33 protein-coding genes are annotated in these 25,321 nt (G+C 68.7%); 20 read left to right on the top strand and 13 right to left on the bottom strand.

Features of this window, described 5'->3' with window-relative positions; translation table 11 throughout:
• Positions 1-26: 26 nt before the first annotated feature.
• The 3 genes from G3T36_RS04730 (at position 27) to G3T36_RS04720 (ending at position 1,428) form a co-directional block, all read left to right on the top strand.
• A complete protein-coding gene (locus G3T36_RS04730; protein ID WP_163288334.1) occupies positions 27-662 on the top strand; it encodes a TMEM175 family protein in 636 nt (211 codons plus the stop codon).
• A 67-nt stretch (positions 663-729) separates the two neighbouring features.
• A complete protein-coding gene (locus G3T36_RS04725; protein ID WP_163288332.1) occupies positions 730-912 on the top strand; it encodes a hypothetical protein in 183 nt (60 codons plus the stop codon).
• Between the two features lie 219 nt (positions 913-1,131).
• Entirely contained in the window at positions 1,132-1,428 is a 297-nt protein-coding gene (locus tag G3T36_RS04720; protein ID WP_163287392.1) for a hypothetical protein, read from the top strand.
• Between the two features lie 6 nt (positions 1,429-1,434).
• On the opposite strand, the gene G3T36_RS04715 is transcribed toward G3T36_RS04720, so the two are convergent.
• The 3 genes from G3T36_RS04715 to G3T36_RS04705 are packed head-to-tail and all read right to left on the bottom strand — an operon-like array spanning position 1,435 to position 3,453.
• Complete coding sequence (locus G3T36_RS04715) at positions 1,435-2,175, bottom strand: SRPBCC family protein (protein WP_163288330.1); 741 nt, start codon at positions 2,173-2,175, stop codon at positions 1,435-1,437.
• Positions 2,175-2,807 carry an ArsR/SmtB family transcription factor gene (locus G3T36_RS04710; protein WP_163288328.1) on the bottom strand — a complete coding sequence of 211 codons (633 nt, stop codon included), beginning with the start codon at positions 2,805-2,807 and terminating at the stop codon, positions 2,175-2,177. The genes G3T36_RS04715 and G3T36_RS04710 overlap by 1 nt, the downstream gene beginning before the upstream one ends.
• 52 nt (positions 2,808-2,859) lie before the next feature.
• Positions 2,860-3,453, bottom strand: a complete 594-nt coding sequence (locus G3T36_RS04705) for a dihydrofolate reductase family protein (RefSeq protein ID WP_163288326.1) — start codon at positions 3,451-3,453, stop codon at positions 2,860-2,862.
• Positions 3,454-3,594: 141 nt separating this feature from the next.
• Here G3T36_RS04705 and G3T36_RS04700 point away from each other — a divergent pair, with 141 nt between their 5' ends.
• The 5 genes from G3T36_RS04700 (at position 3,595) to G3T36_RS04680 (ending at position 8,275) form a co-directional block, all read left to right on the top strand.
• Positions 3,595-5,022, top strand: a complete 1,428-nt coding sequence (locus G3T36_RS04700; protein WP_163289075.1) for a DHA2 family efflux MFS transporter permease subunit — start codon at positions 3,595-3,597, stop codon at positions 5,020-5,022.
• The gene (locus tag G3T36_RS04695; protein WP_163288324.1) at positions 5,019-5,342 is read left to right on the top strand and encodes a YciI family protein; all 324 of its coding nucleotides are present in this window, start codon (positions 5,019-5,021) and stop codon (positions 5,340-5,342) included. The genes G3T36_RS04700 and G3T36_RS04695 overlap by 4 nt, the downstream gene beginning before the upstream one ends.
• Before the next feature lie 41 nt (positions 5,343-5,383).
• The gene (locus G3T36_RS04690; RefSeq protein WP_163288322.1) at positions 5,384-7,642 is read left to right on the top strand and encodes a glycoside hydrolase family 3 C-terminal domain-containing protein; all 2,259 of its coding nucleotides are present in this window, start codon (positions 5,384-5,386) and stop codon (positions 7,640-7,642) included.
• Positions 7,643-7,895: 253 nt separating this feature from the next.
• Positions 7,896-8,105: a hypothetical protein gene (locus G3T36_RS04685; RefSeq protein WP_163288320.1), complete on the top strand. Its 210-nt coding sequence runs from the start codon at positions 7,896-7,898 to the stop codon at positions 8,103-8,105.
• The gene (locus G3T36_RS04680) at positions 8,102-8,275 is read left to right on the top strand and encodes a hypothetical protein (RefSeq protein WP_163288318.1); all 174 of its coding nucleotides are present in this window, start codon (positions 8,102-8,104) and stop codon (positions 8,273-8,275) included. The genes G3T36_RS04685 and G3T36_RS04680 overlap by 4 nt, the downstream gene beginning before the upstream one ends.
• A gap of 79 nt (positions 8,276-8,354) precedes the next feature.
• Here G3T36_RS04680 and G3T36_RS04675 read toward each other — a convergent pair whose 3' ends face one another.
• From G3T36_RS04675 to G3T36_RS04665, 3 genes are all read right to left on the bottom strand, one after another.
• Positions 8,355-8,702, bottom strand: a complete 348-nt coding sequence (locus G3T36_RS04675) for a hypothetical protein (protein ID WP_163288316.1) — start codon at positions 8,700-8,702, stop codon at positions 8,355-8,357.
• A 191-nt stretch (positions 8,703-8,893) separates the two neighbouring features.
• Positions 8,894-9,097: a hypothetical protein gene (locus G3T36_RS04670; RefSeq protein ID WP_163288314.1), complete on the bottom strand. Its 204-nt coding sequence runs from the start codon at positions 9,095-9,097 to the stop codon at positions 8,894-8,896.
• Between the two features lie 45 nt (positions 9,098-9,142).
• Positions 9,143-9,442, bottom strand: coding sequence for a hypothetical protein (locus G3T36_RS04665; protein ID WP_163288312.1), 300 nt, complete (start codon positions 9,440-9,442; stop codon positions 9,143-9,145).
• Positions 9,443-9,690: 248 nt separating this feature from the next.
• Between G3T36_RS04665 and G3T36_RS04660 the strand changes: the two genes are divergently transcribed.
• The 4 genes from G3T36_RS04660 to G3T36_RS04645 all read left to right on the top strand — a co-directional run bounded on the left by G3T36_RS04660 (position 9,691) and on the right by G3T36_RS04645 (position 15,073).
• A complete protein-coding gene (locus G3T36_RS04660; protein WP_163288310.1) occupies positions 9,691-10,956 on the top strand; it encodes an amino acid permease in 1,266 nt (421 codons plus the stop codon).
• Between the two features lie 217 nt (positions 10,957-11,173).
• Complete coding sequence (locus G3T36_RS04655; RefSeq protein ID WP_163289074.1) at positions 11,174-12,055, top strand: S1C family serine protease; 882 nt, start codon at positions 11,174-11,176, stop codon at positions 12,053-12,055.
• Positions 12,056-12,174: 119 nt separating this feature from the next.
• Positions 12,175-13,818 (top strand): LuxR C-terminal-related transcriptional regulator, encoded by a 1,644-nt coding sequence (locus G3T36_RS04650; RefSeq protein ID WP_163288308.1) that lies wholly within the window; start codon positions 12,175-12,177, stop codon positions 13,816-13,818.
• Positions 13,819-13,912: 94 nt separating this feature from the next.
• Positions 13,913-15,073, top strand: a complete 1,161-nt coding sequence (locus G3T36_RS04645) for a flavin-containing monooxygenase (protein ID WP_163288306.1) — start codon at positions 13,913-13,915, stop codon at positions 15,071-15,073.
• Here G3T36_RS04645 and G3T36_RS04640 read toward each other — a convergent pair.
• Positions 15,063-15,236: a CsbD family protein gene (locus G3T36_RS04640; RefSeq protein ID WP_163288304.1), complete on the bottom strand. Its 174-nt coding sequence runs from the start codon at positions 15,234-15,236 to the stop codon at positions 15,063-15,065. The genes G3T36_RS04645 and G3T36_RS04640 overlap by 11 nt on opposite strands.
• A 166-nt stretch (positions 15,237-15,402) precedes the next feature.
• On the opposite strand from G3T36_RS04640, the gene G3T36_RS04635 reads away from it, so the two are divergent.
• Both G3T36_RS04635 and G3T36_RS04630 read left to right on the top strand, forming a co-directional pair.
• Positions 15,403-15,681 (top strand): type II toxin-antitoxin system Phd/YefM family antitoxin, encoded by a 279-nt coding sequence (locus G3T36_RS04635; protein ID WP_163288302.1) that lies wholly within the window; start codon positions 15,403-15,405, stop codon positions 15,679-15,681.
• The gene (locus tag G3T36_RS04630) at positions 15,678-15,944 is read left to right on the top strand and encodes a type II toxin-antitoxin system RelE family toxin (RefSeq protein WP_163288300.1); all 267 of its coding nucleotides are present in this window, start codon (positions 15,678-15,680) and stop codon (positions 15,942-15,944) included. Before G3T36_RS04635 ends, G3T36_RS04630 begins: the two co-directional genes overlap by 4 nt.
• Positions 15,945-15,974: 30 nt before the next feature.
• On the opposite strand, the gene G3T36_RS04625 is transcribed toward G3T36_RS04630, so the two are convergent.
• On the bottom strand, positions 15,975-16,700 hold the full coding sequence (locus G3T36_RS04625; protein WP_163288298.1) for a DUF1345 domain-containing protein: 726 nt from the start codon (positions 16,698-16,700) through the stop codon (positions 15,975-15,977).
• Positions 16,701-16,813: 113 nt separating this feature from the next.
• Here G3T36_RS04625 and G3T36_RS04620 point away from each other — a divergent pair, with 113 nt between their 5' ends.
• Both G3T36_RS04620 and G3T36_RS04615 read left to right on the top strand, forming a co-directional pair.
• Positions 16,814-17,524: a GAF and ANTAR domain-containing protein gene (locus G3T36_RS04620; RefSeq protein ID WP_163288296.1), complete on the top strand. Its 711-nt coding sequence runs from the start codon at positions 16,814-16,816 to the stop codon at positions 17,522-17,524.
• On the top strand, positions 17,521-18,234 hold the full coding sequence (locus tag G3T36_RS04615) for a GAF and ANTAR domain-containing protein (protein WP_163288294.1): 714 nt from the start codon (positions 17,521-17,523) through the stop codon (positions 18,232-18,234). Before G3T36_RS04620 ends, G3T36_RS04615 begins: the two co-directional genes overlap by 4 nt.
• Positions 18,235-18,287: 53 nt before the next feature.
• Here the strand turns inward: G3T36_RS04615 and G3T36_RS04610 are convergent, their stop codons facing one another.
• From G3T36_RS04610 to G3T36_RS04590, 5 genes are all read right to left on the bottom strand, one after another.
• A complete protein-coding gene (locus G3T36_RS04610; RefSeq protein ID WP_163288292.1) occupies positions 18,288-18,623 on the bottom strand; it encodes a hypothetical protein in 336 nt (111 codons plus the stop codon).
• A 118-nt stretch (positions 18,624-18,741) separates the two neighbouring features.
• Positions 18,742-19,644: a hypothetical protein gene (locus tag G3T36_RS04605; RefSeq protein ID WP_163288290.1), complete on the bottom strand. Its 903-nt coding sequence runs from the start codon at positions 19,642-19,644 to the stop codon at positions 18,742-18,744.
• A 40-nt stretch (positions 19,645-19,684) separates the two neighbouring features.
• Positions 19,685-19,951: a DUF7218 family protein gene (locus tag G3T36_RS04600; RefSeq protein ID WP_163288288.1), complete on the bottom strand. Its 267-nt coding sequence runs from the start codon at positions 19,949-19,951 to the stop codon at positions 19,685-19,687.
• 117 nt (positions 19,952-20,068) lie between these two features.
• A complete protein-coding gene (locus G3T36_RS04595; RefSeq protein ID WP_163288286.1) occupies positions 20,069-20,233 on the bottom strand; it encodes a cytochrome c-type biogenesis protein in 165 nt (54 codons plus the stop codon).
• Positions 20,234-20,405: 172 nt separating this feature from the next.
• Positions 20,406-20,690: a hypothetical protein gene (locus G3T36_RS04590; RefSeq protein WP_163288284.1), complete on the bottom strand. Its 285-nt coding sequence runs from the start codon at positions 20,688-20,690 to the stop codon at positions 20,406-20,408.
• Positions 20,691-20,777: 87 nt separating this feature from the next.
• Between G3T36_RS04590 and G3T36_RS04585 the strand changes: the two genes are divergently transcribed.
• The 4 genes from G3T36_RS04585 (at position 20,778) to G3T36_RS04575 (ending at position 25,320) form a co-directional block, all read left to right on the top strand.
• The gene (locus G3T36_RS04585; protein WP_163288281.1) at positions 20,778-21,566 is read left to right on the top strand and encodes an SDR family NAD(P)-dependent oxidoreductase; all 789 of its coding nucleotides are present in this window, start codon (positions 20,778-20,780) and stop codon (positions 21,564-21,566) included.
• 10 nt (positions 21,567-21,576) lie between these two features.
• Entirely contained in the window at positions 21,577-21,792 is a 216-nt protein-coding gene (locus tag G3T36_RS20300; protein ID WP_491047480.1) for a DUF8462 domain-containing protein, read from the top strand.
• A gap of 77 nt (positions 21,793-21,869) precedes the next feature.
• On the top strand, positions 21,870-24,494 hold the full coding sequence (locus G3T36_RS04580) for a DUF4062 domain-containing protein (protein ID WP_163288279.1): 2,625 nt from the start codon (positions 21,870-21,872) through the stop codon (positions 24,492-24,494).
• Positions 24,484-25,320 (top strand): hypothetical protein, encoded by an 837-nt coding sequence (locus G3T36_RS04575; protein ID WP_240148248.1) that lies wholly within the window; start codon positions 24,484-24,486, stop codon positions 25,318-25,320. The genes G3T36_RS04580 and G3T36_RS04575 overlap by 11 nt, the downstream gene beginning before the upstream one ends.
• Position 25,321 lies beyond the last annotated feature (1 nt).

Below are 25,321 nucleotides of genomic sequence, written 5' to 3'. Positions count from 1 at the left end.
CCGACGCGGACCGGCAGAATGAGCGCATGGCATCCATCCGAACCAGCCGCGGGCTCGATCGGCTCGTCAACTTCTCGGATGCCGCGGTCGCCATCGCGATCACGCTCCTGGTGCTCCCCCTCGTCGACGTCGCCACGCAGATCACCAAGCAGGGCACGACGGTCGGCACCCTCTTCAACGACCACTGGGGCACCTTCCTCGCGTTCGCCATCTCGTTCGCCGTCATCGCGCGGTTCTGGGTCGTGCATCACCAGGTCTTCGAGTTCGTCGGGGACTACAACGGGAATCTCGTCCGGCTGAACTTCCTGTGGCTCGCGAGCATCGTGTTCCTGCCTTTCGTGACGAACGTGCTGTCGCTCGCCCCGGGGCATCAGCCGGGCGTCTACGCGCTGTACATCGGCACCCTCATCGTGACCGGCACATCCATGCTGCTGATGGAGGTTGTCCTCATCCGCAATCCGGGCCTGCTCCGCGAAGGCGTCGAAGGGGGCCTCGACCTCTCGTCGTCGGTGATCGCGATCGTGCTCTTCGCCGTCGCGCTCGTGCTGGCCGTGCTCGTCCCGTCGATCGGGATCCTGTCGTTGCTGCTCCTGCCCCTGAGCGGTCCCATCCGCCTGCTCTGGGACCGGTGGACGGACCGCCGCCGGCCGTCGTCGCCGTAGACCGCCTCCGCCCCTTCCCATCCCGCGGCGACGGTACTAGGGTCGGCGCAGACAGTCAGGAGGGGCCATGCGTCCACGATTCTTCGTGATCCTCGTGATCGCACTCATCGCCTATGTGCTGGGCGCTCGCGCCGGCCGGGAACGCTACGACCAGATGATGGGCGCCGTGACGTCGTTCTGGAACGACCCGGGCTTCACGAAGGCCAGGGACGACGCGAGACAGGCCGCCTACAAGGCGCGCACCCGCTGACTGCGTCGCCCCTCCCGCCCCCGGTCGCCGAGAGTCGCCGTTGCGGCCGAGATGGCCTCGCGCGCCGGTGATTCTCGGGGCGAGCGGCGACTCTCGGCGGCAGGGAGCGGGCGCGGCGCAGGGCTGGCCGGTGGGCAGCGTCGGGCGTAGAGTCGCAGCACGGATGCCCGCCGATCGAGCCCAGGCCCGACGCGGATGTCACCGGCGAAAGGAGCAGTGATGGGCACATTCGAAGGTCCTACCGACGGTGGCGACCGCGACCGCGAGAACGAGGTCGGGCGCGAGGACGAGGTCGGTCGCGCGGAAGAAGTCGTGCGCTCGGAAGAGGAGGGCTTCTACACCGAGGTCAACGACGAGGGCGGTGAGCTGCGCACCGTCCACGGTTCGTACACCGAGACCGAGGACAACCCCGGAACCGACCCGCTCATCGAAGGCGAGTACACCGAGACCGAGCTGAACGACGAAGTCGTCGAGTCGTCGGCCGAGCAGGGCGACTACACCGAGCGCGACCAGTAGGAGCGGTCAGGCGACCGCGCTGTCCAGCCATGCCAGCCATTCGGCTTCGAGCCCTGTGCGATCGGCGCCGTCCGTGAACACGTGGTGCCCGAGGCCGGGCCCGAAGAACCCCCGGTAGAAGCGGTAGAGCGCGTCATTCGCGCGCACTCCGAGGTAGCCGTCGGCCAGGTAGTCGATCACTCCGGTGATCGGGGCGAGCCCGGTCGGGGTGAGCGTGACCCGGTCGCCTTCGGCCGTTTCCGAGGGAAGACCCAGGTCGGCGCGCATGCCCGCCCACGCGCGGTCGAAATCCGGATGCTGGACCATGGCCGACACCGGCACCCCGAACCGTCCGGTGAAATGGTCCACGTACGACCGGAGGGTCCGCGTGTACATCAGGCCGCCGGTCACCATGGCCTCGAATTCGGCCTCCCAGTCGTCGCCGGGCAGGAATCCTGTTGCAACCTGCCGCATCACCGTCGTTCCGCCGTCCTTCGCTTCGAGCAGGTATTCGAACGCGATGAACCGGCCGTCCGGGCTGGGCTCGCTCGTGTACGCGAGGTGCCGGGCCGGCTCCCACGCGGTGATCTCCGACCGCTGCGCGAAGCCGCCGAAGTCGGTCGTGACGCTCCCGCCGACGCCCGGCTCGACGTCGCTGACCCCCATGAACCAGGAGTCGATCCCCGGCCCCGAGGCGATGGCCTGCCAGACCTCCTCCGGCGTCGCGTCGAGTTCGAACTCGTCGTCGACGTTCCAGTTGTGTCCCATCAGTCCTCCTCGGGCTGCGGCGCCGGCTCGGGCGCCGATGTGTTCTGTCGTGCGGGCTTCGTGCTCGGATGCACGGCCACGATGAAACGGAAGTCCCGGCCGCGGGGCGCGGCCTCGGAATGGTATTTGGCGACGAGGCCCGCGACGCCGGCGGTGAGTTCCTCGGCGAAGGCTGCGCGATCGGCCGCGCTGGCGAAGCGGAGCTCTCCGTCGAGGGCGAAGGTCGCCAGCGTCTTGTTCGCGCGGGTCGCGCCGGTGATCAGTTCGCCCACATCCCTCACCAGGCGCGCCGCGACCGCGAGCAGCCAGCGCGCCGACAGGCGGTCGGGCGAGCGGGCGGGATCGGGCTGGACGGCGGCGAGTGCCGTTGGCGAGATCACATACGAGGCCGCCGTCGCCCGCATGACCCGCTCGGTCATGTTGCCTTTGCGGCGCTCCTCGGCGAGTTCGACGAGTCCGAACCGTTCCAGTTCGCGGAGGTGGTAGTTGACCTTCTGGCGGGGAAGCTGCAGCTTGCCCGCCAGGGTCGTCGCCGACTGCGGGTCGACGAGTTCGGCGAGCATCCGGGCCCGCATCGGGTTGAGTGAGGCTTCGGCCGCGGCCGTGTCCTCGATGACCGCTACATCCAGCATGGGTTCCTCGCGTGGTTGCCGACCGCGTACGCGTTCAGGCTAGCCGACCGGCTCAAGCGCCTGCGTGGATGCGATCGCGTGCTGCGTCGACGGTCTCGTCGTCGGGGGCGGATGCAGCGGCATAGCGGTTCGAGATCAGCCCGGTCGCGTAGACCTTGGAGCCCACGAGTCGCAGGGGAACGGGCGTCGTGAAGATGGGCATCCCGGCTCCCAGGGCGATCGGATGCACGTTGAGCGTGTACTCGTCGATGAGGCCGCGGGCCGACAGGTACTGCGCGAAGCGGGCGCCGCCGGCGACGCCGACGTTGGGCACCCCGTCGGCCCGGAGGCGGGCGATCTCTTCTTCGGGCGTCCCTGTGGCGAGCCGCGCGTTGACCCAGTCGACGGATTCGAGGGTGTGGGAGAAGACGATCTTGGGAACGTTGTTCATGATCTCGGCCAGCGGGCCGTCGGCGTTCGCCCAGCTCGCGGACTGCTCTTCGTAGTTGGCACGCCCGAGCAGGATCGTGTCGAGGCTGCGGAGCAGCTGCATCGTGTCGGTGACGAACTCGTCGTCGAAGTTGGGGAAGACCCAGTCGTTGCGCCCGTCGGGCGTCGCGACGAATCCGTCGATGGAGACGCTCATCCCCAGTTGGACCTGTGTCATGTCGATCACTCCTTCAGTTGTTGCGTTCACTCTCTCACCGACAAACTAGTTTGTCAAGACGATTTGTTTAGTCAACACGAACCCACAGACCGGATGTAGGTTGTCGATGTGACCACATCCGCCGAACCGGCCGCCGGCACGATGAAGGGGAACCCCCGCACGGTGCTGATCGTGGCGATCCTCGCCTCCTTCGTCGCCTTCCTCGACGGGTCGATCGTCAACGTCGCGCTCCCTGCCATCACGCGCGACCTCGGGGGAGGCATCGAGACGCAGCAGTGGGTCGTCGACGCCTACCTGCTGACGCTGGGGTCGCTCATCCTCGTAGCCGGTTCCATCTCCGACACCTTCGGCCGGGTCGGCGTGCTGCGGGCCGGCCTCGTGATCTTCGGGGCCGCATCCATCGTCTGCGCCATCGCGCCCACCGCGCTCGTGCTGATCATCGCGCGCGCGGTGCAAGGAGCGGGCGCCGCCCTTCTCGTGCCGAGTTCGCTCGCGATGATCACAGCGACGTACGCAGGGGCGGCTCGCGCGAAAGCGATCGGCTCCTGGACGGCCTGGACCGGTCTCGCCTTCATCCTCGGCCCGCTCCTCGGCGGCTTCTTCGTCGACGCGCTCAGCTGGCGCTACGTGTTCGCCGTCAACGTGCTGCCCATCGCGGTCACGCTAGTGCTGCTGACGCGCATCCCGTCGTCCGGCCACGCCGGCACCGGCACGCGGATCGACGTGACGGGCGCCGTGCTCGCCTCCCTCGGCCTGGCCGGTCCCGTCTTCGCTCTCATCGAGCAGGGCAGGCTCGGCTGGGGCAGCCCGATCGTGTACCTGCCGCTCATCCTCGGGATCGCCTGCTTTGCGACCTTCCTCTGGTGGGAGTCGCGTGTCGACCATCCGATGATGCCGCTCGGCCTGTTCCGCGTGCGCAACTTCGGCTTCGGGAACCTGGCGACGGCCGCGATCTACGCGGGCATCTCGCTCGGCCAGTTCATCATCACGATCTTCCTCCAGGAGGTCGCCGGCTTCACCGCCTTCCAGGCCGGGCTCGCGACCATCCCGCTCGCCATCCTCTCCATCTCGCTCTCCACCCTGTTCGGCTCGCTCGCTGGAAAGTACGGGCCGCGACTCTTCATGACGGTCGGCCCGCTCATCATCGGCGCGGGATTCCTGCTCATGCTCACGACGACGTCGCCGGTGAATTTCTGGGTGCAGCTGCTGCCGGGCATCCTGCTGTTCGGCCTCGGGCTGTCGATCACCGTCGCTCCGTTGACGGCTGCGATCCTCGGGTCGATCAGCCCGGCGCAGAGCGGGATCGGCTCGGCGATCAACAACGCCGTCTCGCGGGTCGCCGGCCTCATCGCCGTCGCCTGCGCCGGAGCGATCGTCGGCGCCATGCTGGACGTCGACGCGTTCCACCGGGTCGTGTTCGTGGTCGCGTTGCTGTTCATCGCGGGCGGGATCGTCTCGTTCGTGGGCATCCGCAACCAGAACGTGAAGACGCCGGTGACGACGGAGACGACGGCGCAGTGCCAGGATCGCCCGGTGGCGGGCGCGCCCGTCAGGACGGCGCGGTCATGAGCGAGTGGGTCTACTTCATCCATCCGCCGCGCGAGAACTTCGCCGAGGCGATGACCGAGGCCGAGGACGAGGCGTGGGGGCGGCACTTCGAACGGCTCAAGCGGATGCTCGCTGAGGGCTCCCTCGTGCTGGCCGGCCCCACGCTCGGGCAGGTGAACACGGGGATCACCATCTTCGAGGCGCCGGATCGCGCTGCCGCCGAGCGGCTCATGGCCGAGGATCCGGTCATTGCCGAGGGCTTCGCGCGCGGTGAGCTGCGCGAGTTCCGTGTCTCGCTCCTGCGCGGCCGTGCCGATGGCGTCCGTTCAAAAACCGAGTGATGTAAGGTATTCGGTATTCGTGACCGTATCGAAGGAGAGTCATGGCCACCCCGCTTCCGCACGCCGACGCGCTGACCGCTGAAGAGAAGGCGTCGCTCACGAGCGGAAAGAGCTTCTGGGAGTCGACTGGGGTCGATCGCGTCGGCATCCCCTCCATCTACCTCACCGACGGACCCCACGGCGTGCGCAAGCAGCGCGAGGGCGGCGACCACCTCGGCATCGGCGACAGTGTTCCCGCGACCTGCTTCCCGCCCGCGGTCGCGCTCGGCTCCACCTGGGACCCGCAACTCCTCGAACGGGTCGGCAACGCGCTCGGCGACGAGGCGAAAGCCGAAGGCGTCGGCGTCCTGCTCGGCCCCGGCATCAACATCAAGCGTTCGCCGCTCTGCGGTCGCAACTTCGAATACCTCTCGGAGGACCCGATCCTCAGCGGCCGCCTCGGTGCCGCCCTCGTCGACGGGCTCCAGGCGCGCGGCGTCGGTGCTTCGCTGAAGCATTTCGCCGCGAACAACCAGGAGACCGACCGGATGCGCGTCAGCGCAGACATCGACGAGCGACCGCTGCGCGAGATCTACCTGCGCGGCTTCCAGCACATCGTCGAGCACTCCCGGCCGTGGACCGTCATGTGCTCGTACAACCGCATCAACGGCGTCTACGCGAGCGAGGACCCGTGGCTGCTGACCACTGTGCTCCGCGACGAGTGGGGCTTCGAGGGCCTGGTCGTCTCCGACTGGGGTGCGGTGAACGATCGCGTCCGCGCCCTCGTCGCCGGTCTCGACCTCGAGATGCCGTCGAGCAACGGCGTCACGGATGCGCAACTCGTCGCAGCCGTCGCATCGGGTGAGCTCGACGAGTCGGTCCTCGACACCGCGGCGAACCGCGTGATCGACCTGATCGCGAAGGCGGTGGATGGGGCGGATGCGTCGGCCGACTACGACCGCGACGCGCACCACGCGCTCGCCCGGGAGGTCGCCGGTCGCAGCATCGTGCTGCTGAAGAACGACGGGATCCTGCCGATCGACCCGACCGCCGGCGTGAAGATCGCCGTCATCGGCGAGTTCGCCCGCACCCCACGCTACCAGGGCGCCGGCAGCTCGCAGATCGTCCCGACCCGTCTGGACAATGCACTGGATGAACTGCGGGAGCTCGCCGGGTCGTCCGAGATCAGCTTCGCCCCGGGGTATGCCCTCGGTGGAGCCGACGATGCCGGCCTCGTCGACGAGGCAGTCGGCGTCGCCGCGGCCGCTGACGTCGCCGTGGTGTTCCTGGGGCTGCCCGGCGAAGACGAATCGGAAGGGTTCGATCGCGAACACCTGGAACTCCCTGCAGCGCAGACCGCGCTGCTGGAAGCGGTCCTCGCGGCCAACCCGCGTGTCGCGGTCGTGCTCTCCAACGGCGGCGCCGTGCGGCTCTCCGGCTGGGCTGGACGCGCATCCGCCATCGTCGAGGGCTGGCTCCTCGGCCAGGCAGGCGGCGGAGCGATCGCAGACGTGCTGTTCGGTGCGGTCAACCCGTCGGGGCGGCTGGCGGAGACCATCCCGCTGCGCCTCGAGGACACCCCGGCGTTCCTCGACTTCCCCGGTGAGGCCGGCCACGTGCGTTACGGCGAAGGCCTCTTCGTCGGCTACCGCTACTACGACAGCCGCGACGCGGCCGTCGACTTCCCGTTCGGGCACGGTCTCTCCTACACGACGTTCGACTACTCGGGCCTGACCGCGGTGCAGAGCGAGGTCGGCCTCGAGGTGACGGTGACGATCACGAACACGGGAGACCGCGTCGGCCGCGAGGTGGCGCAGGTGTATGTCGGCGTTCCCGGCTCTGTCGCCGTCCGCCCGGTGCGCGAGCTCAAGGGATTCGCCAGCGTCGAGGTGGGCGCCGGGGCCAGTCGCGAGGTGACCATCGTGATCCCGTCAGAGGATCTCGCGTATTTCGACAGCGCATCCGCCGCCTGGACGGTCGAGAGCGGCGACTACACGGTGACGGTCGGGGCGTCGTTGCGTGACCTCCGCGCGTCGGTCGTCGTGCCGGTGACCGGGGATGCCGGACTCGCGGAGCTGAAGATCGACTCCACCCTCGGTGAATGGCTGAAACACCCGATCGGCGGCCAGATCCTCGGGGCGGCGTTCGCGCAGGGCGCTGGAGCGGAGATGGGCGCGATGCTCGCCGACCCGGCGATGCTGCGGATGGCCGAATCGATGCCGCTCAATCGTGTGGCCTCGTTCCCGGGCAGCCCGATCACCTTCGAGCAGCTCGAGCAGCTGGTGGCTGTCGTCAACGCGCAGGTGCACGCCGCCTCCTGAGGCGCGCACGCCAGTGTGGGTGTCGCCGAGAATCGCCTGTGTCGCCGAGATGACCTCGCAGGGAGGTGATTCTCGGCGCCTGCAGTGACTCTCGGCGGCGCGAGGCGGCGGAGGCCGCGGGCCGTGTCGAGCGGCGAGTGTGCCCGGCGGAGCTGACGGCCTGGCCGTATGTGTTGCGCTCGGCCGTGTCAACCCCTTGCGCGCCCGGGCTCGGTAGCGTTTTCTTGCTCAGAACCGAACCCGAGGAGGACACATGGGCGACGAGCTGAGCACGCGCGACGGCGACCGGCGGCCGGACGTCGTGAGCGAGTTCGACCAGACCAACGGCCTGGCCGACCGCACCCACGACGACGCGCTGGAGCCTGACGAGCGCGACAACGTCTTCGAGGATGCGATGATCAGCCTCGACCATTCCCCGATGGTGCACAACATGACGCCCTACAGCGAAGAGAGCCGGCGGTGACCTCCAGGCCCGGCGACACCGGCCAGCCGGAAGAACCTGCGGCAGACCAGCCGGAGCCCCCCGCCGGACTCGCCGGCGGGAATGAGGAAGCGGCGGAGCCGCCGCCCGCCGATTTCGACCCGGCAGAGCATCCGTCGAACCCCGACCTCGTCGCCGACGACGAGCGCTAGCGCCGACAGTCACCGCTACCGCCGAGTTGGCTCACCAGGTCGGTGACTCTCGGCGGCTCGGGTGACTCTCGGCGGGAGGCTACGGCTTGTCGATGAGGTCGAGCAACGACTTCGCCGCCTTCGCGATGTCGTCATGGTCGTTCTGGGCGGCACGGCTCTCCAGTGAGATGACCGCGCAGCGGTGCACTTTCGAGAAGTCGCCGAAAGGGAAGCTGAACTCACCCTTCGTGCCTTCGGTCTTCGCGTCGTCCACCCCGAGGAACCACTCGCCGTATTCGTCGAAGCCGTGCTTGTCGAGGTAGCGATTCTGTTCGTCGGTACTGGGGGCGTGCTCGCTCCAGTCGTCGCGTTCGTCGCGCACGACCTTGCCCTGTTCGACGAGCCGGCGTGCATGCGAGTACGCCGTGCGATGCAGTTTGACGGTCACGATGTGTCTCCCTCCGTGCATCCACCGGATTGGTGCGCACGCAGGCATCGAACGCCTGCCGCTCAGCCCCCGCAAGGGGGTTGCGCGCGTCGAGACTCACCGCTACCGCCGAGTTGACCCGCCAGGTCGGTGACTCTCGGCGGCTCGGGTGATTCTCGGCGCCAGGCGCGCTGCGGGCGCGAGCGGATGGGTCAGTCTCGAGGGGAACGGGAGGCGTAGAGCCACGCTGCGGCGGCCGCGAGGCCGGTCACGAGCAGGGCGATCGCTACCAGCAGCGTGGCGCCGGGGCCGTCCCCGTGGGGAACGATGAGCCCGACGATGAAGAGGAGCGTCCCGACGTTGAGCAGGGCGGCCGCGACCCAGCCGAGCACCGACACCCTCGTCTTCGGGTTCATCCCCCTGATGGTAGCCGCGTTCCGGTGACCCGGACCGGAAGGTGCTCAGGCCGCGCCCTGGCCGCCGCCCCACGACGGCGTCGGGTCGATGGAGGTGTTGATCAGAGCGGCAACGAGTCCGCGCCAGTCGGAGCCTTCGAGGGCGGTCTCGACCTGGCCCGGGAAGATGATCCCGAACACCGGTTCGTGTTCTTCGCCTTCGGGTGCGACGCGTACCAGCTTGCCGAGATCGGCGCGGCCTTCGTCATAGACCGTCCAGAGTCCAGCCGACACCTTGTCCAGGTGGAAGATGCGATCCCGGTAGGTGTATCGAATGCTGGACTGCTCGAGCTCGCTCGCTGACATCGCAAACCCCTCTCCATTTCGGTGCCTAGCCAGCATCCAAGCCCCTCGCGGGCTGTGGGCGCAAGAGCCGGTCGTCTTCCTGCGAGCGTAGACCGGGCCGCCGACGTACTGTGGGGTCATGGAATCGGATGTCCGCGTCAACACCGGGGATGCGCCGGGTGAGCGCCCGTCGCCGGTCCGCGAACTCGACTGAGCGGTTCGGCCGGATGCGCAACCCGGGCGATACCCGCGTGCCGTAAGGTGCGGCTGTGACATCGCACGCTCCATTGGCCCGCCGTCTCGGCACCGTCGACGCCGTGTTCATCGGTCTCGGGTCGATGATCGGCGCCGGGATCTTCTCGGCCTTCGCCCCCGCGGCCGAGGCGGCCGGCGCTGGACTGCTGATCGGCCTCGTCATCGCCGCGATCGTGGCGTTCTGCAACGCCACGGCGTCGGCGCAGCTCGCCGCCCAGTACCCGACCTCGGGCGGCACCTACGTCTACGGGCGCGAACAGCTCGGCGACTGGTGGGGCTTCGCTGCCGGCTGGAGTTTCGTCGTCGGCAAGACGGCGAGTTGCGCCGCGATGGCCCTGACGTTCGCCGCGTACGCCGCACCGGCCGGCTGGGAGAAGCCGGTGGCGGTCGTGGCCGTGGTGGCGCTCGCGGCGGCGAACTACCGCGGCGTGACGCGCACGGCGACACTGACGAAAGCCATTGTCGTCGTCGTGCTGCTGGTGCTGGCGCTCGCCGTCGTCGCGTGCACGAGCGCCGGACTCGAGCCCGGCTTCCTGCGGCCGGCGGATGCGGCGGGCGGCTGGTACGGCATCCTCCAGTCCGCCGGCCTGCTGTTCTTCGCGTTCGCCGGCTACGCGCGCATCGCGACGATGGGTGAGGAGGTCCGCGCACCGGAGCGCACCATTCCGCGAGCGATCACCATCGCGCTCAGCATCGTCGTCGTGCTCTACGCGGTCGTCGCCGTCGTGGTGCTCGGCAGCCTGGGAGCATCCGGTGTCGCTGCGTCGAGCGCTCCGGTCGCCGACGCCGTCGCGGCGAGCGGATGGGCGTGGGCCGTTCCGGTCGTCGGGTTCGGGGCGGCCGCCGCATCCCTCGGCGCCCTGCTCTCCCTGATCGCCGGCGTCGGCCGCACCTCCCTTGCCATGGCACGCGAAGGCGATCTGCCGCGCTGGCTGGCAGCCGTGCATCCGCGATTCCGGGTGCCCCACCACGCTGAGATCGCGATCGCTGTCGTCGTGAGCATCCTGGTGCTCGTCGTGGACCTGCGGGGGGCGATCGCCTTCTCGTCCTTCGGCGTGCTGCTCTACTACTTCGTCGCCAATGTCGCCGCGTTCACCCAGGGGCGCGAACACCGTCGGTTTCCGCGCATCCTGCAGGCATTCGGCGCGCTCGCGTGCGCCCTTCTCGTCGTGACGCTGCCGCCACTGGGGATCGCCGCCGGCATCGTGGTCGTGCTGGTCGGAGTTGGATACAGGATGCTCGCCCGCCGCCTCTCCGCCCGCAGCGAACGGCAGTCATAACCGGAGCCGACGAGGCGATGCTGGACTCATGAACGATGACGGGCTCAGAAATGACGGGCGCCCGGACGACGGGCTGACAGACGAAGCGGTCACTGATGACACGCTCAGAGATGACACGGTCAGAGACGACGCGGTCAGAGACGCGGTCACTGATGACACGCTCAGAGACAGCGCGCTCACAGACGACGCGCTCCTCGACGCGTACTCGCGGACGATCATGGCCGTCGCCGAACGGGTGCTCCCGAGTGTGGCGAGCGTGTCGGTGCGGACCTCCCGCGGAGCGGGGGCCGGGAGCGCGAGCGTGATCACGGCTGACGGCTTCCTGCTCACGAGCGCTCATGTGGTCGCAGGCGCCCGCTCGGCGGAGGCGGCCTTCTCGGACGGCACGACGATCGGCGTGGATGTGGTCGGGCGCGACACCCTCTCGGACCTCGCGGTGCTTCACGCGCGCGGCGATGTGCCGATACCGGTCGAGCTGGGCGATGCGGCCGCGCTGAAGGTCGGACAGGTGGTGGTCGCCCTCGGCAACCCGCTCGGCCTGGCCGGAAGTGTCACGGCGGGTATCGTGTCGGCGCTCGGGCGCTCGCTGCCGACGCAGTCCGGGCGCGTGGTCGACGAGGTCATCCAGACGGACGCCGCACTCAACCCAGGGAACAGCGGCGGCGTGCTGTCGGACAGCTCCGGGCGGATGGTCGGGGTCAACACGGCCGTCGCCGGCATCGGGGTGGGGCTGGCAGTGCCCATCAACGCGACCACCCGCGAGATCATCACCTCCCTGATGGCGACAGGACGGGTGCGCAGGGCATGGCTCGGCATCGCAGGTGCCGTCGTGCCGCTGTCGCCGGAGCTCGCGAAACGCATCGGGTCGCCGACCGGCCTGCAGGTGGCTGGCGTGTCGCCGGGCAGCCCCGCCGAACAGGCCGGGCTGCGCCGTGGGGACATCGTGGTCGAACTCGGTGGAGAGCGCGTCGTGACGACGACGGCCGTGCAGAAGCGGATGGTCGAGAACGCGATCGACAAACCGATCGAGATCACGGTCTGGCGCAATGGCGCCCTGGTCGACGCGATCACCGTCCCGCGCGAGCTGCCCGAGAGCTGACGCGCTGCCTCTTGCCTCCACCGAGTTGACGCGCTTGGCCCGTCTGCCACGCTTCGAATGGGTCATTTGCGCCAACTCGGCGGGTGCGGCGTGCGGGCGGGCGGTGGATAATCAGCGCTATGCCGGACTCCGGGCGAATCGCGTTCGCCGAGAAGCGTTGGGAGGACGCCTTCGCGCTCTTCTCCGAGGAGGACCGCGCGCAGCCGCTCGGCCTCGACGACCTCGAGCTGTACGCCAAATCCGCGGCGCTCACCGCACGCGAAGAGGTTGGCCTCGCCCTGCTGGAGCGCGGCTACACGGCCTGCCTCGCGGCCGGTGACGAACTGCGCGCCGCGACCGCCGCCTTCTGGCTCGGGTTCCGGCTGTCGTCATTGGGTGAGATGGGTCGGGCCCAGGCCTGGCTCGCGCGCTCGGCCGCGATCGCAGAACGCCACGGCGATTGTGCCGTACGCGGCTACCTGCTCGTGCCCGGCATCCACCGTCTGCTTCTCGCCCGCGAGAACGAGGCGGCGTACCGGGATGCGCTGGAAGCCGCGGCCGTCGGCGACCGTTTCGCCGAGCCCGACCTCGCCGCCCTCGGCAGGCAGCTCGCCGGACGCGCGCTGATCGAACGCGGCGACGTGGCCGAAGGCATGGGCCTGCTCGACGAAGCCATGCTCATCGCGACGGCCGACGGGCTGACCGACCTCGGGCGCGGGCTCGTCTACTGTGCGGTCGTCGGATGCTGCCAGAGAGTGTTCGCGCTCGACCGGGCCCGGGAATGGTCGACCGTGCTCGACGACTGGTGCTCCTCGCAGACGCAGCTCGGGCTGTTCAACGGCACGTGCCGCGTGCACCGTGCGGAGATCCTGCAGCTCGGTGGCGCGTGGTCTGATGCTCTCGCCGAGACCCGCCGGGTCACCGACGGCAAGCCGGACCAGCGCGAGCTGGCGCTCGCCGACTACGAGGCGGCGGAGCTCCATCGGCTCCGCGGGGAGGCCGACGAAGCGGAACGACTGTACGAGGCGGCGAGCCGCCGGGGCCTCGACCCGCAGCCCGGGCTCTCCCTCCTGAGGCTCGCCCAGGGAGACCTCGCGAGCGCAGTCGGGGGTATCCGCCGGGCGACCGCGACGACGGTCAGCCCCCTCGGTCGGGCGCGGTACCTGCCGGCACTCGTGGAGATCCTGCTCGCGGCCGACCCCGGCCGGAGCGAGCCCGACCGGGCAGGCCGGAGCGAGCTCGCCGAGGCGCAGGACGCCGCGGCCGAGCTGGGCGAGATCGCGACCACGTTCGGCACGCCGCTGCTGCGCGCGCTGGCGCTCAACGCATCCGCCCTCGTCCGGTTGCGCCAGGGCGACGCCGCAGCGGCAGCGCCCCTCCTCGCAGAAGCGCTGGACGCGTGGCTGGCACTCGCCGCCCCGTACCCCGCTGCGCGCATCCGGATCGCGTTCGCGGACGCGTGCGACCGACTCGGCGACACCGAGGGCGCGCGGATGCAGCGGGATGCGGCCAGGCGCGTCTTCCGGGAACTCGACGCCGCACCGGACCTCGCCGCTCTCGGCGATGAACGGATGCACGCGGCAGGCGGGATCCTGAGCGCACGTGAACTCGAGGTGCTGCGAGCGGCCGCAACGGGTCGCACGAACAAAGAGATCGGCGCGAACCTCGGCCTCAGCTCGCGAACGGTGGACCGCCATGTGAGCAACATCCTGACGAAGCTCGGCGTGCCATCGCGTGCGGCCGCGACCTCCTACGCCTACGAGCACGGCCTGATCCGGCGGTGAGCGGCGCGACTGGGTAGAAGTACCCACCCGCCCGCGGGCGGAATGGCGGACATTGCCGAAGTCGACAGCGTACCCGCACTCGTAGCCTGCGGGTATGAACACGGAAACGTCTGTCGACACCATCGTCATCGGAGGCGGCCAGGCCGGCCTCTCGGTGTCCTACCACCTGCGCGAACTCGGCGTGGAGCACGTCGTACTCGATGCCTCGCCACGGATCGGCGACGCCTGGCGCAACCGCTGGGACAGCCTCCACCTGTTCACGCCCGCCCGATATGACGGACTCGACGGGATGCGCTTCCCGGGCGACCCCGGCGCCTGGCCGTCCAAGGACGCGATGGCCGACTACCTCGAAACCTATGCGCGCACCTTCGAACTCCCGGTGCGCAGCGGGATGCGGGTCGACGAACTGACCCGTGGACCGGACGGCGCCGGCTTCATCGCCCGCTGCGGTGACGAGACCTTCGCCGCTCGCACGGTGGTGGTCGCGATGTCGAACTACCAGGTGCCGCGCATCCCGGCGTTCGCGGCAGAGCTGAGCCCGGCCATCCGCCAGCTGGACGCCGGCGAGTATCGCAGTCCGGACCAGCTGCTGCCGGGGCGCGTGCTGCTCGTCGGCGCCGGCAACTCGGCGGCCGAGATCGCGAAGGAACTCGCATCCGGCCACCAGGTCATGGTGGCGGGGCCGAACACCGGCGAGGTCCCCGGGTCGTTCACGAGCTTCGTCAGCCGGCACGTCGTGGTGCACGTGCTGAACCGGATCGTCTTCACCCACGTCATGTCGGTGAACACCCCGGTCGGGCGCAAAGCGCGGCCGAAGGTCATGTCCACAGGCGTGCCGCTGATCCGTGTGAAGTCCAAAGACCTCGCCCGTCTGGGAGTCCAGCGGGCGGGCCGCGTGACCGGTGTCGTCGACGGGAAGCCGGTGCTCGACGACGGCACCGTGGCCGAGGTCGAGAACATCGTCTGGTGCACGGGCTTCACGCCCGGACTCGACTGGCTCCGGATGCCCATCCTCGACGAGCGGGGCGAGCCGCGTCACGAACGCGGCGTGGTCTCCGACGTTCCCGGCCTGTATTTCGTCGGGCTGCACTTCCTCACGTCGATGTCGTCGGCGATGGTGCACGGGGTCGGGCGCGACGCTGCCCGAATCGCGTCCCTCGTCCGCGACAGGGCCGCCGAGCCGGCACACGACGACGGACCCCTCCAGCCGTCGGAGGGGCCCGCCGTGTCGGCCGGCCTGAAGGCTAGCGCTTGAAGGCGTCCTTCACGTTTTCGCCGGCCTTCTTGATGTCGGCGGCAGACTGATTCGCCTTGCCTTCGACAACCTTCTCGTCATCGTTCGTGACGTGTCCCACAGTCTCCTGGGCCTTGCCCTTGAGGTCCTGTGCTTCATTCTTGATCTTGTCGTCCGCGCTCATGGGAGCTCCTTTCGATCCCTTCGAGCCAACGCCCCAATGGATGCGCGAACAAGGGGGTAGAAAGCTTGTGGGTTCGCGTGTATTGGCTCAGTCTCGTCGCACCGAGCCGTCAATCGGGCTGAATTATAGTTCGCATTAGACCGGAATTCGGACTATAGTGTTCCCTATGCAAACCTTGCCCATCTCAGCAGTGAAGGCGCGACTCAGTGAGCTCGTCGACTCCGCCGCCTCGACGCGGGATGAAGTCGCGATCACCGTTAATGGTTCACCGGCCGCGATGCTGGTGGGAATCGACGAATGGGAGGAGATCCAGGAGCGGCTGTATTGGCTGGCCAATGGGGAGGGCCTCGCACAGGACATCGCGAAGGCGCGCGCTGAGGCGGCCGCAGGCGAAGGAGCCGGCGAGGACGAGATTCGCGCCCGCTTCGGTGTCCCCAAGCGATGAGCTTCGAGGTCATCTTCGCGTCCACAGCCGTCCGTGACCTCGATCGGATTCCGCCGCGCATCGTGCCGGCGGTGATCGAGTTCGCATTCGGGGACCTCGCCCGCAACCCGTACAGGGTCGGAAAGCGCCTCGAACGCGAGCTGGCCGGACTCTACAGCGCGCGGCGCGGGCCCTACCGGATTCTCTACGAGATCTATGAGGAAGAGGTCCGTGTCATCGTCATCCGCGTGGACCATCGCGCCGATGCCTATCGGCCCCGCTGACCCGTGCAGACCGTCCCGGGCGCCGGCGGCTCACCCGATCAGTGAGACCGCCCGCGCGATGACCAGCGCCAGCAGAACGAAGGCCGCAAACGATTCGAGCGCCATCAGCATCTTCGCCCGGTGCGAGAGCGGCATCGCGTCGGTGGGGCTGAACGCCATCGAGTTCGACAGCGAGAAGTAGAGGAAGTCGAGGAAGTTCGGCACCCAGTCGATCTTCGCCGAAGAGCCGGCGGCGACCTCGATGATCGCGTCGTGATCCTCATCCTGCGGAAACCGGAAGTCGGCGGCCGGCAGCTTCGCCCTCGGCACCGTCACGCGGGAGACGGGCCCGCCGCGATCGAGCCCCCAATACAGCAGCGCGAAGACGATCACGTTCGTCATCCAGACCTGCACCGCGGCGAGCAGCAGGGTGCTGCCGTTCTGCGACTTCTGGAGCAGCAGCACGATCACCTCGGCGAACGCCACGAGATTCGCGACCAGCAGGAGCGTCGCAAGCCCCAGCTCGGCCCTTCGCGACCACTTCGTCTCACGCGTGACGTGGTGTGGGTTGTAGATGATGAGCGGGATCAGGAGGGCGACGCACACTGCGACGACGGCATAGCGGAGCCCAGGGGTGACCAGGCTCGGGAGCAGCGCGTAGAGCGTGAGCGCGATGAGCGTTGCGACCACGCTGTGCCACCGGTGCTCGGGCGCGACATTGCGTCCGCGGGCGTTGGGACCGCCGGCATCGTCCTGGGTCTTCGTTCGGTCAGCCATGGTCCCATCCTTACGGGCTGAGGGGAACGGTACGCCGACCGGGCGGCGTGTCAACATGTACACCGTCCGTTCCCTGCTGAAGCGACTACCGTTGATTCCAGTGGAGGTGGGTCATGGCCGACGGTTTCGACGCCGCAGCGCGTGAACTCTCGAGTGCGTTCGTCGCTCGACGCAGCTACTGCGCGCCCTTCCTCTCAGTGATTCCCGTGACCGGCGCCGCGATCTCGACGATCGGCTCGCTCGTCGCACCCGAGACGCTGTGTGCGACGGATGCCGCTGCCGCACGACTCGACGAGGTGCAGTTCGACCTCGGCGAGGGCCCGTGCTGGGAGGCCCTCGCGACCGGGCGGCCGGTGCTTGAGCGTGATATCCGCACCAGCGCCCGCGGTGCCTGGCCGGCGTTCACCGAGGCCATCCGCGACCTCCCTGTGTGCGGGATGTTCGCGTTCCCGCTTACCATCGGCCGCATGAACGTGGGGGTCATCGACCTCTACAGCGAGGAGCCGACAGAGCTGCACGACGGCCACCAACGTGATGCGGAGGCGCTCGCCGACATCGCGGCGCGGCAGATCCTGCGCGAACTCGTCATGCGCTCGGGAGACGACGAAGCGGAGGAGCCCGGTGGTGAGTTCTCGCGCCGTGTCGTGCACCAGGCGACGGGCATGGTGCTCGCACAACTGAACGTGACCCCGGACGACGCCCTCATGATCCTGCGTGCGCACGCCTTCGCATCCGGTCGCTCCGTGCGCGCTGTCGCCGACGATGTGGTCGCCCGCCGGCTCGACTTCGCGACCGGGTTGGGTGAGGCAGGGACGGGACGATGACGGTCAACGAACGCGAAGCGGAGATCATCCGCACCTTCGCGACACTCGCCGACAGCATGGTCGCCGGCTTCGACGCGGTCGACCTGCTGCAGACGCTGGTGGAGCGGTCCGCCGAGCTTCTCGATGCGACGGATGCGGGCATCCTGCTCGCCGACGGAACCGGACGTCTCGAAGTGGTCGCCTCGACCGACGAGCGGAGCCAGCTCGTCGAGCTGATGCAGCTTGGGCCCGGAGGAGGGCCGTGCGTCGAATGCTTCACCACAGGGATCCCCGTCGCCATCCCCGACATCAGTGCGGCACGCGACCGGTGGGCGGATTTCTGCGATGCGGCTCTCGCCCAGGGGTTCCACGCTCTGCACGCGGTTCCGCTCCGGCTTCGTGAGAAGACGATCGGGTCGCTCAACCTGTTCCGGGACCAGGCAGGCGAGCTGGGCGAATTCGACCTCGCCGCCGCCCAGGCGCTCGCCGACGTTGCGACCATCGGCATCCTTCAGGAGCGAGCTGTGCGCGAAAGCGATGTCATCACGCAGCAGCTTCAGCGCGCGCTCGACAGCCGGGTCATCATCGAGCAGGCCAAGGGCGTCGTCGCGTACGTCAACGATGTGCCGGTCGACGAAGCATTCCGCGTGATCCGCGAGTACGCCCGCGACCACCAGCGGGGCATCGTCGAGGTCGCTGCCGACATCGTTCAGCGCAGGCTCACGCTCTGACGCCGGCGCGCCCTGACCCAGGGCCGCGGTAGCCGATGCTCAGAGTTCGATGCTCAAAGCTCGTACGGCGCGAAGAACGTGTTGTCGGGCGACTCGACGGGCTGGGCGTTGATGACACCGATGGTGCGCTTCGCTTCGGTGCGGAGGACCTTCTCGGTCTCGGGTTCGCGTAACTCGGCGCCGACGGATCGTGCGCTGACCGTCGCGATCTGGTTCGCCCAGCCGATCAGGAACTGCGCCCGCTCGATCACGCCTTGACCGTTCACGAAGGGGATGTCCACGAACGCGACGCGGCGCTGGTTCCACAACGCCGTCGCGTACTCCATGATCGCGTCCGCGAGAGCGGTGCCGGTCAGGAAGGTTCCGGCTGCGTTGGAGATCTTCTTCATCGGTTCACCCCTTTCCTTTCGAAAAGCCGATCGGGTTGGCCGGGAAGCTGATTGTCGCCGGGGGCTGGGGTGACCAGTAGGACGATACGCGCGCGGCCCGCGAAAGTGAACCCCGTGGTCAGCTCTCGGCGAGGTCCCTGCGGGCGTCGCGGGCGTCGCGTTCCAGGGCTTTGCGGCGCTGCCGGAGCTCCCGCTCCGCCTCGCGCGATGCGGTGAGTGCGGACTCAGCGGATGCGAGTTGGCGCGACAACCGGTCGCGTTCGGATTCGAGTTGCGCCCGGCGCTCGCTCTCGGCCGACAACGATTCGGCGAGTACGGTGAGCTCTTCGAGGGTTCGCTCGGCGCGCTGAACGGCCGCGGCATGGCGTCGTTCCCGCGCCCGTCGCTCCGCGGGGGTCTCACGTGGAGCCGAGGCGGCTGCGCCGGATGCCCCGGACGTGCCTGATGTGCCTGACGTTCCGGACGCTCCGCCGGACTTCGAGCGCGGGCGACCGCCCGAGCCCAGGCGGGCCGGTGCCGGGAGGTCCTCCACGTCGACCGGAAGCGCTACCGCATCCGAAACGTCGACGGGCTCGAGGCCACTCGATTCGAGCGAGCGGACCAGGAATCCGCTCTGCACGGCTGCGGCCGCAGCCCGATCGATCATCGCGGCCTGCAGTGTCTCCTCGACCTCGCGCAGCGTGCTCGGGCTGAGACCCGGCACGATGCTCGTGAGTCGCTTCTCGGCCGAGGCGATCACCTGCTGCCGACGGCGAGCGAACTCCCGCACAGCGTCGCGATCGAGTGTCTCCTGGGCTTCGCGCAGGCCCGCGCCGACGTCGAGAAGCTCTGCGACCACATCCGGCTCGGAGCGCACGAGAGTGTTGACGGCGCTCGCCGCGGCCGACGGTTTGCGGAACCCGCGGATCGTCTTCGCAGACTCAGCGTCGGATTCGTCCTTAGCGGCGGCGTTGCGCTCCGCCGTGAACTCGGCAGCCGAGAGCGCATAGAGCGTTCGCGCAACGTCGTCCAGTCGGCCCACGACGCCACGCTACTCCGCGCCGGAGGTCAGGATGCGGAACTCAGTGGTTGCGGAGCGCGCTGACGAGTTCCGACTTCTTCTTCGACGAATAGCCGGTCAGGCCGAGTTCTTTGGCGCGCTTGCGCAGCTCGGCGACCGTCCAGTCATCGTAGGAGCCCGACTCGCCGCCTGTGCGGCCGACGGCGGAACGCCCTCGGCGGGCGGCGGCATTCGAGATGCGAGCGGACTTCTCCTTGGAGTTGCCCTCCTTGCGCAGTTCTTCGTAGAGCTTCTGGTCCTTCAGTTCGGGCTGGCGTCCGGGTGCCATGTCGGCCTCCTCATCCCTGTCTTCGTTCCATCGGGCCTTCTGTCGAGAAAAAGACTGGACCCCCGGGCCGTCAGGGTGCCGACGTCACGGGGGTCCAGTGGTCCTGGTGCAGCGGCGCTAGACGGAGCGGCGACCGCTGATCATGCGGACGAGCCACACGATGATGGCCAGCACGAGCAGGATGATTCCCACCCAGAGCAGCCAGTTGAGGGCCTGCACGAAGCCGCCGGTGAAGAGGAGCACGATCGCCACGATGGCGACAATTATGAGCAGAATGTTCATTTGGGACCTGCTTTCGTTTGGAGGCCGTTCTAGTCGAAGTCCTTCGAGTCGAAGTCGTTCGGCCCAGCAAAGACGCTAGCCCTCTCCGGGGGACAAGATCGACCCCTTGACAGGCCCTCCATGGCGTGATTGGGTCGCCCGCGCGTGGCGGAGCGCGACCGGTCAGGGCGGACTATGCGCGATGTCGTGCGACGGCCCGCACCAGGAGATAGACGCCCACGCCGAGCGCAACAAGGGCAGAAGCCGTGCCGACCACTGAACCGAGGTGCCGCTGCACGGCGGCAAGCTGCGCGCGCAGGCTGAGGCGCTCCCGGATGACCTCCACCGCGATCGCGAGATCGGCCCGCGCCCGCTCGACGTCCGTCATCTCTTCGTCGGTCATCCCGACCCAGGGCCGCTCGACTTCGGTCCGCCACTCCTGCACCATCGCCCGGACCGCCCTTCGTCTGTCCCGCACGATACTCCCGGCGGCGTGCCGCGGCTACGCTCGTGGTGCGCGGTCGCCGCGGCCGCCCGAGGAGAAGGCGCACGAGGAGAACCAGGTATGACCGACATCCAGACCGCCACGAACACCAGCCCCTTCGACCTGACGGGTTCGACCGCCCTCGTGACGGGCGCGGCACGCGGCCTCGGGCACGCGATCGCCCTCGACCTGGCACGCGCCGGAGCGGATGTGGTGCTCGGGATGCGCGACCACCGCACCGACCACGGCCTGGTCGCCGAGATCACGGCTCTCGGTCGCCGCGTGCTGCCTGTCGCCATGGATGTCACCGACCTCGACCAGAGCCGTGCCGGGATCGATCGCGCCGTCGACGAGTTCGGCTCGCTGGACATCCTGGTGAACAATGCCGGCGGAGGCATCAACGGCCCGGCGCTGGAGGTGACCGAAGCGGATTTCGACGCCGTCTGGGCGCTGAACACGCGGTCCACGTTCTTTCTCTCGCAGCATGCGGCGCGGCACATGATCGCGTCGGGTGGCGGATCGATCGTGAACGTCGCGTCGCAGGCGGGACTGGTCGCGCTGCCCGGGGAGGTGTCGTATTGCACGGCGAAGGCCGGAGTCGTCCATCTCACCCGGTGTCTCGCGGTCGAATGGGGTGCGTTCGGCATCCGCGTCAACGCCGTCGCCCCGACCTTCATCGAGACGGACGGCACGAGCGCCGCGCTCTCCGATGCCGCCTTCCGCGCCGACACGGTCGAGCGCATCGCGGCGCTGCACCGGATCGGGGTCCCTCGGGAGGTGTCTGGCGCCGTGGTGTTCCTCGCATCCCCGGCCGCCTCGCTGGTCACCGGGCAGACCCTCGCGATCGACGGAGGCTGGACGGCCCGCTGAAGCTAGTAAAGTGTTCGCTTCAGACGTTGCGCGAGTGATGGGGCGTGAATCGACACAAGTTGCGCCCACGCGAGCTGAACTCATCGACATGGGACTCCTGTATACGCCGGAACACGGATACGCGGCTTTCACAGTTCCCGATTTTGACAAGTTCATGCTGCGCGCTGTGCCTGAGCTCGTCGTCCCAGAAATTCAACGACGAAACCGACGACGCGCCGCAGGCTGACCTTACAATCTGTACGATGCAGCCTCCGGCGACGCGGGGGTCTGGACAGATCGCGCCCGGAGCAACAGACTTTCGGCATGAGCGTTACCGCTCGGACCATCCGCACACCCGATCAGCGGCTGCGGGTATTCGTCAGCTCGACACTCAAAGAACTGGCTGCTGAGCGCCGAGCGGTCCGTGCTGCCATCGAACGCCTCCATCTGGCTCCGGTCATGTTCGAGCTGGGCGCCCGACCGCATCCGCCCCGCGAGCTGTACCGCGCCTACCTCGAGCAGAGCGACATGTTCGTGGGGCTGTACTGGCAGCGGTACGGGTGGGTCGCGCCTGAAGAGCAGGTGTCCGGTCTCGAAGACGAGTACAACCTGGCGCCGCCGACCCTTCCGAGGCTGATGTACATCAAAGAGCCGGCTGAGGCGAGGGAGCCTCGGCTCGTGGAACTGCTGGGGCGCATCCGCAACGACGACATGGCCTCGTTCAAGTACTTCTCCACCCCGACCGAACTGGGGAAGCTGGTCGAAGCGGACCTGGCCACGCTTCTGGCAGAGCGTTTCGAGGAGAGCAGGGCGGCGGCCGAGGCGCTGGCCGCCCGGTCGGCCGAGCAGGCGGATAACCCGCCTGCCCTCCCGCGCACCGACGTGCCGGTTCCCTTGACCGAACTGATCGGGCGCGACGCCGAGGTCGAGGAGCTCGAGCGGATGCTCACCGACGACACGATTCGTCTCGTCACACTCACCGGGCCGGGCGGGATCGGCAAGAGCCGGCTCGCGCTCGAGGTCGCCAAAGACCTGGCGGATCACTTCCCCGGTGGTGCGACCTTCGTGCCGCTGTCGCCCGTGCGCGATCCCGCTCTGGTGCCGAACGCGATCGCCCAGGCCATCGGGGTACGGGACACCGGTGACGCGCCGATCCTCGACAAGCTGGTGACGGCGCTTCGGGACCGCCGCGTCCTGCTCGTGCTCGACAACTTCGAGCAGGTGATCGGTGCGGCGCGCACGATCGTCCAGTTGCTCGTCGATGCGCCGAGGCTGACACTGCTCGTCACGAGCCGGGCGCTCCTCCGGGTGAGCGGTGAGCGCAGCTTCGAAGTGGGGCCGCTCGGGCTCCCCGACGTGGCGCGGCGCCCGGTGCTCGCCGACGTGGTCAGGAGTCCGGCCGTCGCGCTGTTCGTCGAACGTGCCCGAGCGGTGAAACCCGACTTCGAGGTGGATCAGGGTAACGAGGAAGCGGTCGCGCGCATCTGTGCGAAGCTCGACGGGGTTCCGCTGGCGCTCGAACTGGCCGCGGCGCGCATCCGGGTCCTGTCGCCCTCGTCTCTGCTCGAACGTCTCGACCGCCGGCTCGCCGTGCTCGTCGGGGGCGCCCGTGACCTCCCGGAGCGCCAGCAGACCCTGCGTAACACGATCGAGTGGAGCGCCGAACTCCTCGACGACCAGCAGCGGCGGATGCTGGCCAGGCTCGGCGTCTTCCGCGGCGGGTTCTCCCTCGAGGCCGCAGAGGCGGTCGCCGTCGACTCCCCTGACGTCGATACGCTGACCGTGCTCGGTGAGCTGGTCGACAACAGCCTGATCAGCCAACAGGACCGTCGCACCTGGACTCGTTTCGTCATGCTGGCGACCGTGCGCGAGTACGCCCTCGAGCAGCTCGACGCGGATGAGCTGGCGACCCTGCGCGAACGGCTCGCCCAGTTCTACCTCGACCTCGGCGATCGCATCGAGTTCGAGCTGGAGGGGCCCCGCCAAAGGGAACTGGTGGGGCGCCTCACCGACGCGCGCGACAACCTGCGCGCCGTGCAGCGGTATCTGCTCGACGCGCGCCGGTACCAGGAGGTCGCGCACCTCGCCTGGGCGCTCTACGTCTACTGGTGGGTGGGCGGGCACCTCGGCGAGGTCCGCGGCTGGGTGGACGAGATCCTCGCATCCGGGGCCGAGCTCGACGAGCCGACCCGCGCGATCTCGGTCTACTTCACCGCCTCGATCGGGTTCTGGCAGGACCCGGATGGGCTGGCAGCGCAGCGCCTCACGGAGTCCGCCGAACTCTTCCACCGGACCGGCAACCCGGGAGGCGAGGGCCTGGCCCTGCTTTCGCTCGGGATCGCCCTGCTGGCGCGGGAGAAACCGGAACCCGAACAGGCATCGGATGCGTTCGAGAGGGCCGTTCGGCTGTTCCGGGAGAGCGGCGACGCCTGGGGCGAGTCGCTGGCCCTGATCACCCTCGGCCGGTTCTCGCTGGCCATGGGGCACGCCCAGGACGCCCTCGATCGTTTCAGGGCGAGCCTCGCGCTGACACGCGACCGCCATGACGAGCTGGGCGAGACCATCGCCATCCACCATGTGGCGTGGGCGCACCTTGCCCTTGGGGACGAGGCGGCGGCCGAAGAGTTCCGGTCGGGCCTCGAAGAGTCCGTGGAGATCGGCCACGACGAGGGAGTGGCCTATGGCCTCGAAGGCATGGTGGCGATCGCCGCGTCGAGCGGTGCCGTCGAACGGGCGGGGCGGATGCTCGGGGCGGCCGAGACCCTCCGTGCGCAGAGCGGCCTCCGCAACTCCGCGGCGCAGGCGATGTACCAGCCGTTCGTGGATGCGATCGAGGCGGGCGGCCACGCTGAGGAGTTCGAGCGGGGGCGCGCAGCAGGGCGAGAGCTGACGCAGGATGAGGCTGTCGAGTTCGCGCTGGCACGGATGGCGGCGGGCGATGGCAGCTGATCGCATCCTGCGCTACACGAAATGGGTTGCACTGATCATCATCCCGTTCCTCGTCGTCGCGTGGTTCCTGTTGTATCTGCTTCCCGGCTACACGGAACAACTGTTCGCCTGGACCATCCAGCTTCCGTTGAGCGCGATGTTCCTCGGCTCCGCCTACCTCGGCGGGATCGTCTTCTTCGTCAACGTCCTGCGCCCCAACACGTGGCATCGCGTACGACACGGCTTTCCCGCGGTGCTCGTCTTCGCGACGTTGCTGTCGATCGCGACCTTCCTCCACTGGGATAAATTCCATCACGGGCATATCTCGTTCATCGTGTGGGTGACCCTGTACATCGTCACCCCGTTCCTGGTGCTCGGGGTGCTCATCGTCAACCGGGGACAGGATCCGGGGGTGCCCGACGAACGAGACTACGCGTTGCCGCTCATCGTCCGCGTGGTTCTCGCGGCCATCGGCCTGTGCGCCCTGGTCGCGGGACTCTTCCTCTTCTTCTCCCCGCAGCAGACCATCGCCGTGTGGGCATGGCCGCTGACACCGCTGACCGCGCGGGTGGTGGGTGCGGTGCTAACGCTGCCCGGCATGGTCAATCTGTGGATGCTGTGGGATGCGCGCTGGAGCGCCTTCCGGTGGGTGTTCCAGGCCCAGCTCGCGAGCCTCGTCTTCATCGTCGCCGCGCTGGGCATCCGGCACGACGACCTGCTGTGGGAACGCCCGTCCGCCGCTCTGTTCGTCGGGGGGATGGTGTTCTCGCTCGTGGCATACGCCGGCTTCTACGCGTGGTGCGACTGGCGCGCGCGGGCGCTCGCGCCTCGGGCCGAGCCGCTGTAGC

It is taken from the genome of Leifsonia tongyongensis, from assembly GCF_010686705.1.
Taxonomy (GTDB): Bacteria; Actinomycetota; Actinomycetes; order Actinomycetales; family Microbacteriaceae; genus Diaminobutyricibacter; species Diaminobutyricibacter tongyongensis.
The sequence above is the reverse complement of the archived record's forward strand: the minus strand, read 5'-3'. Positions and strand labels throughout refer to the sequence as shown.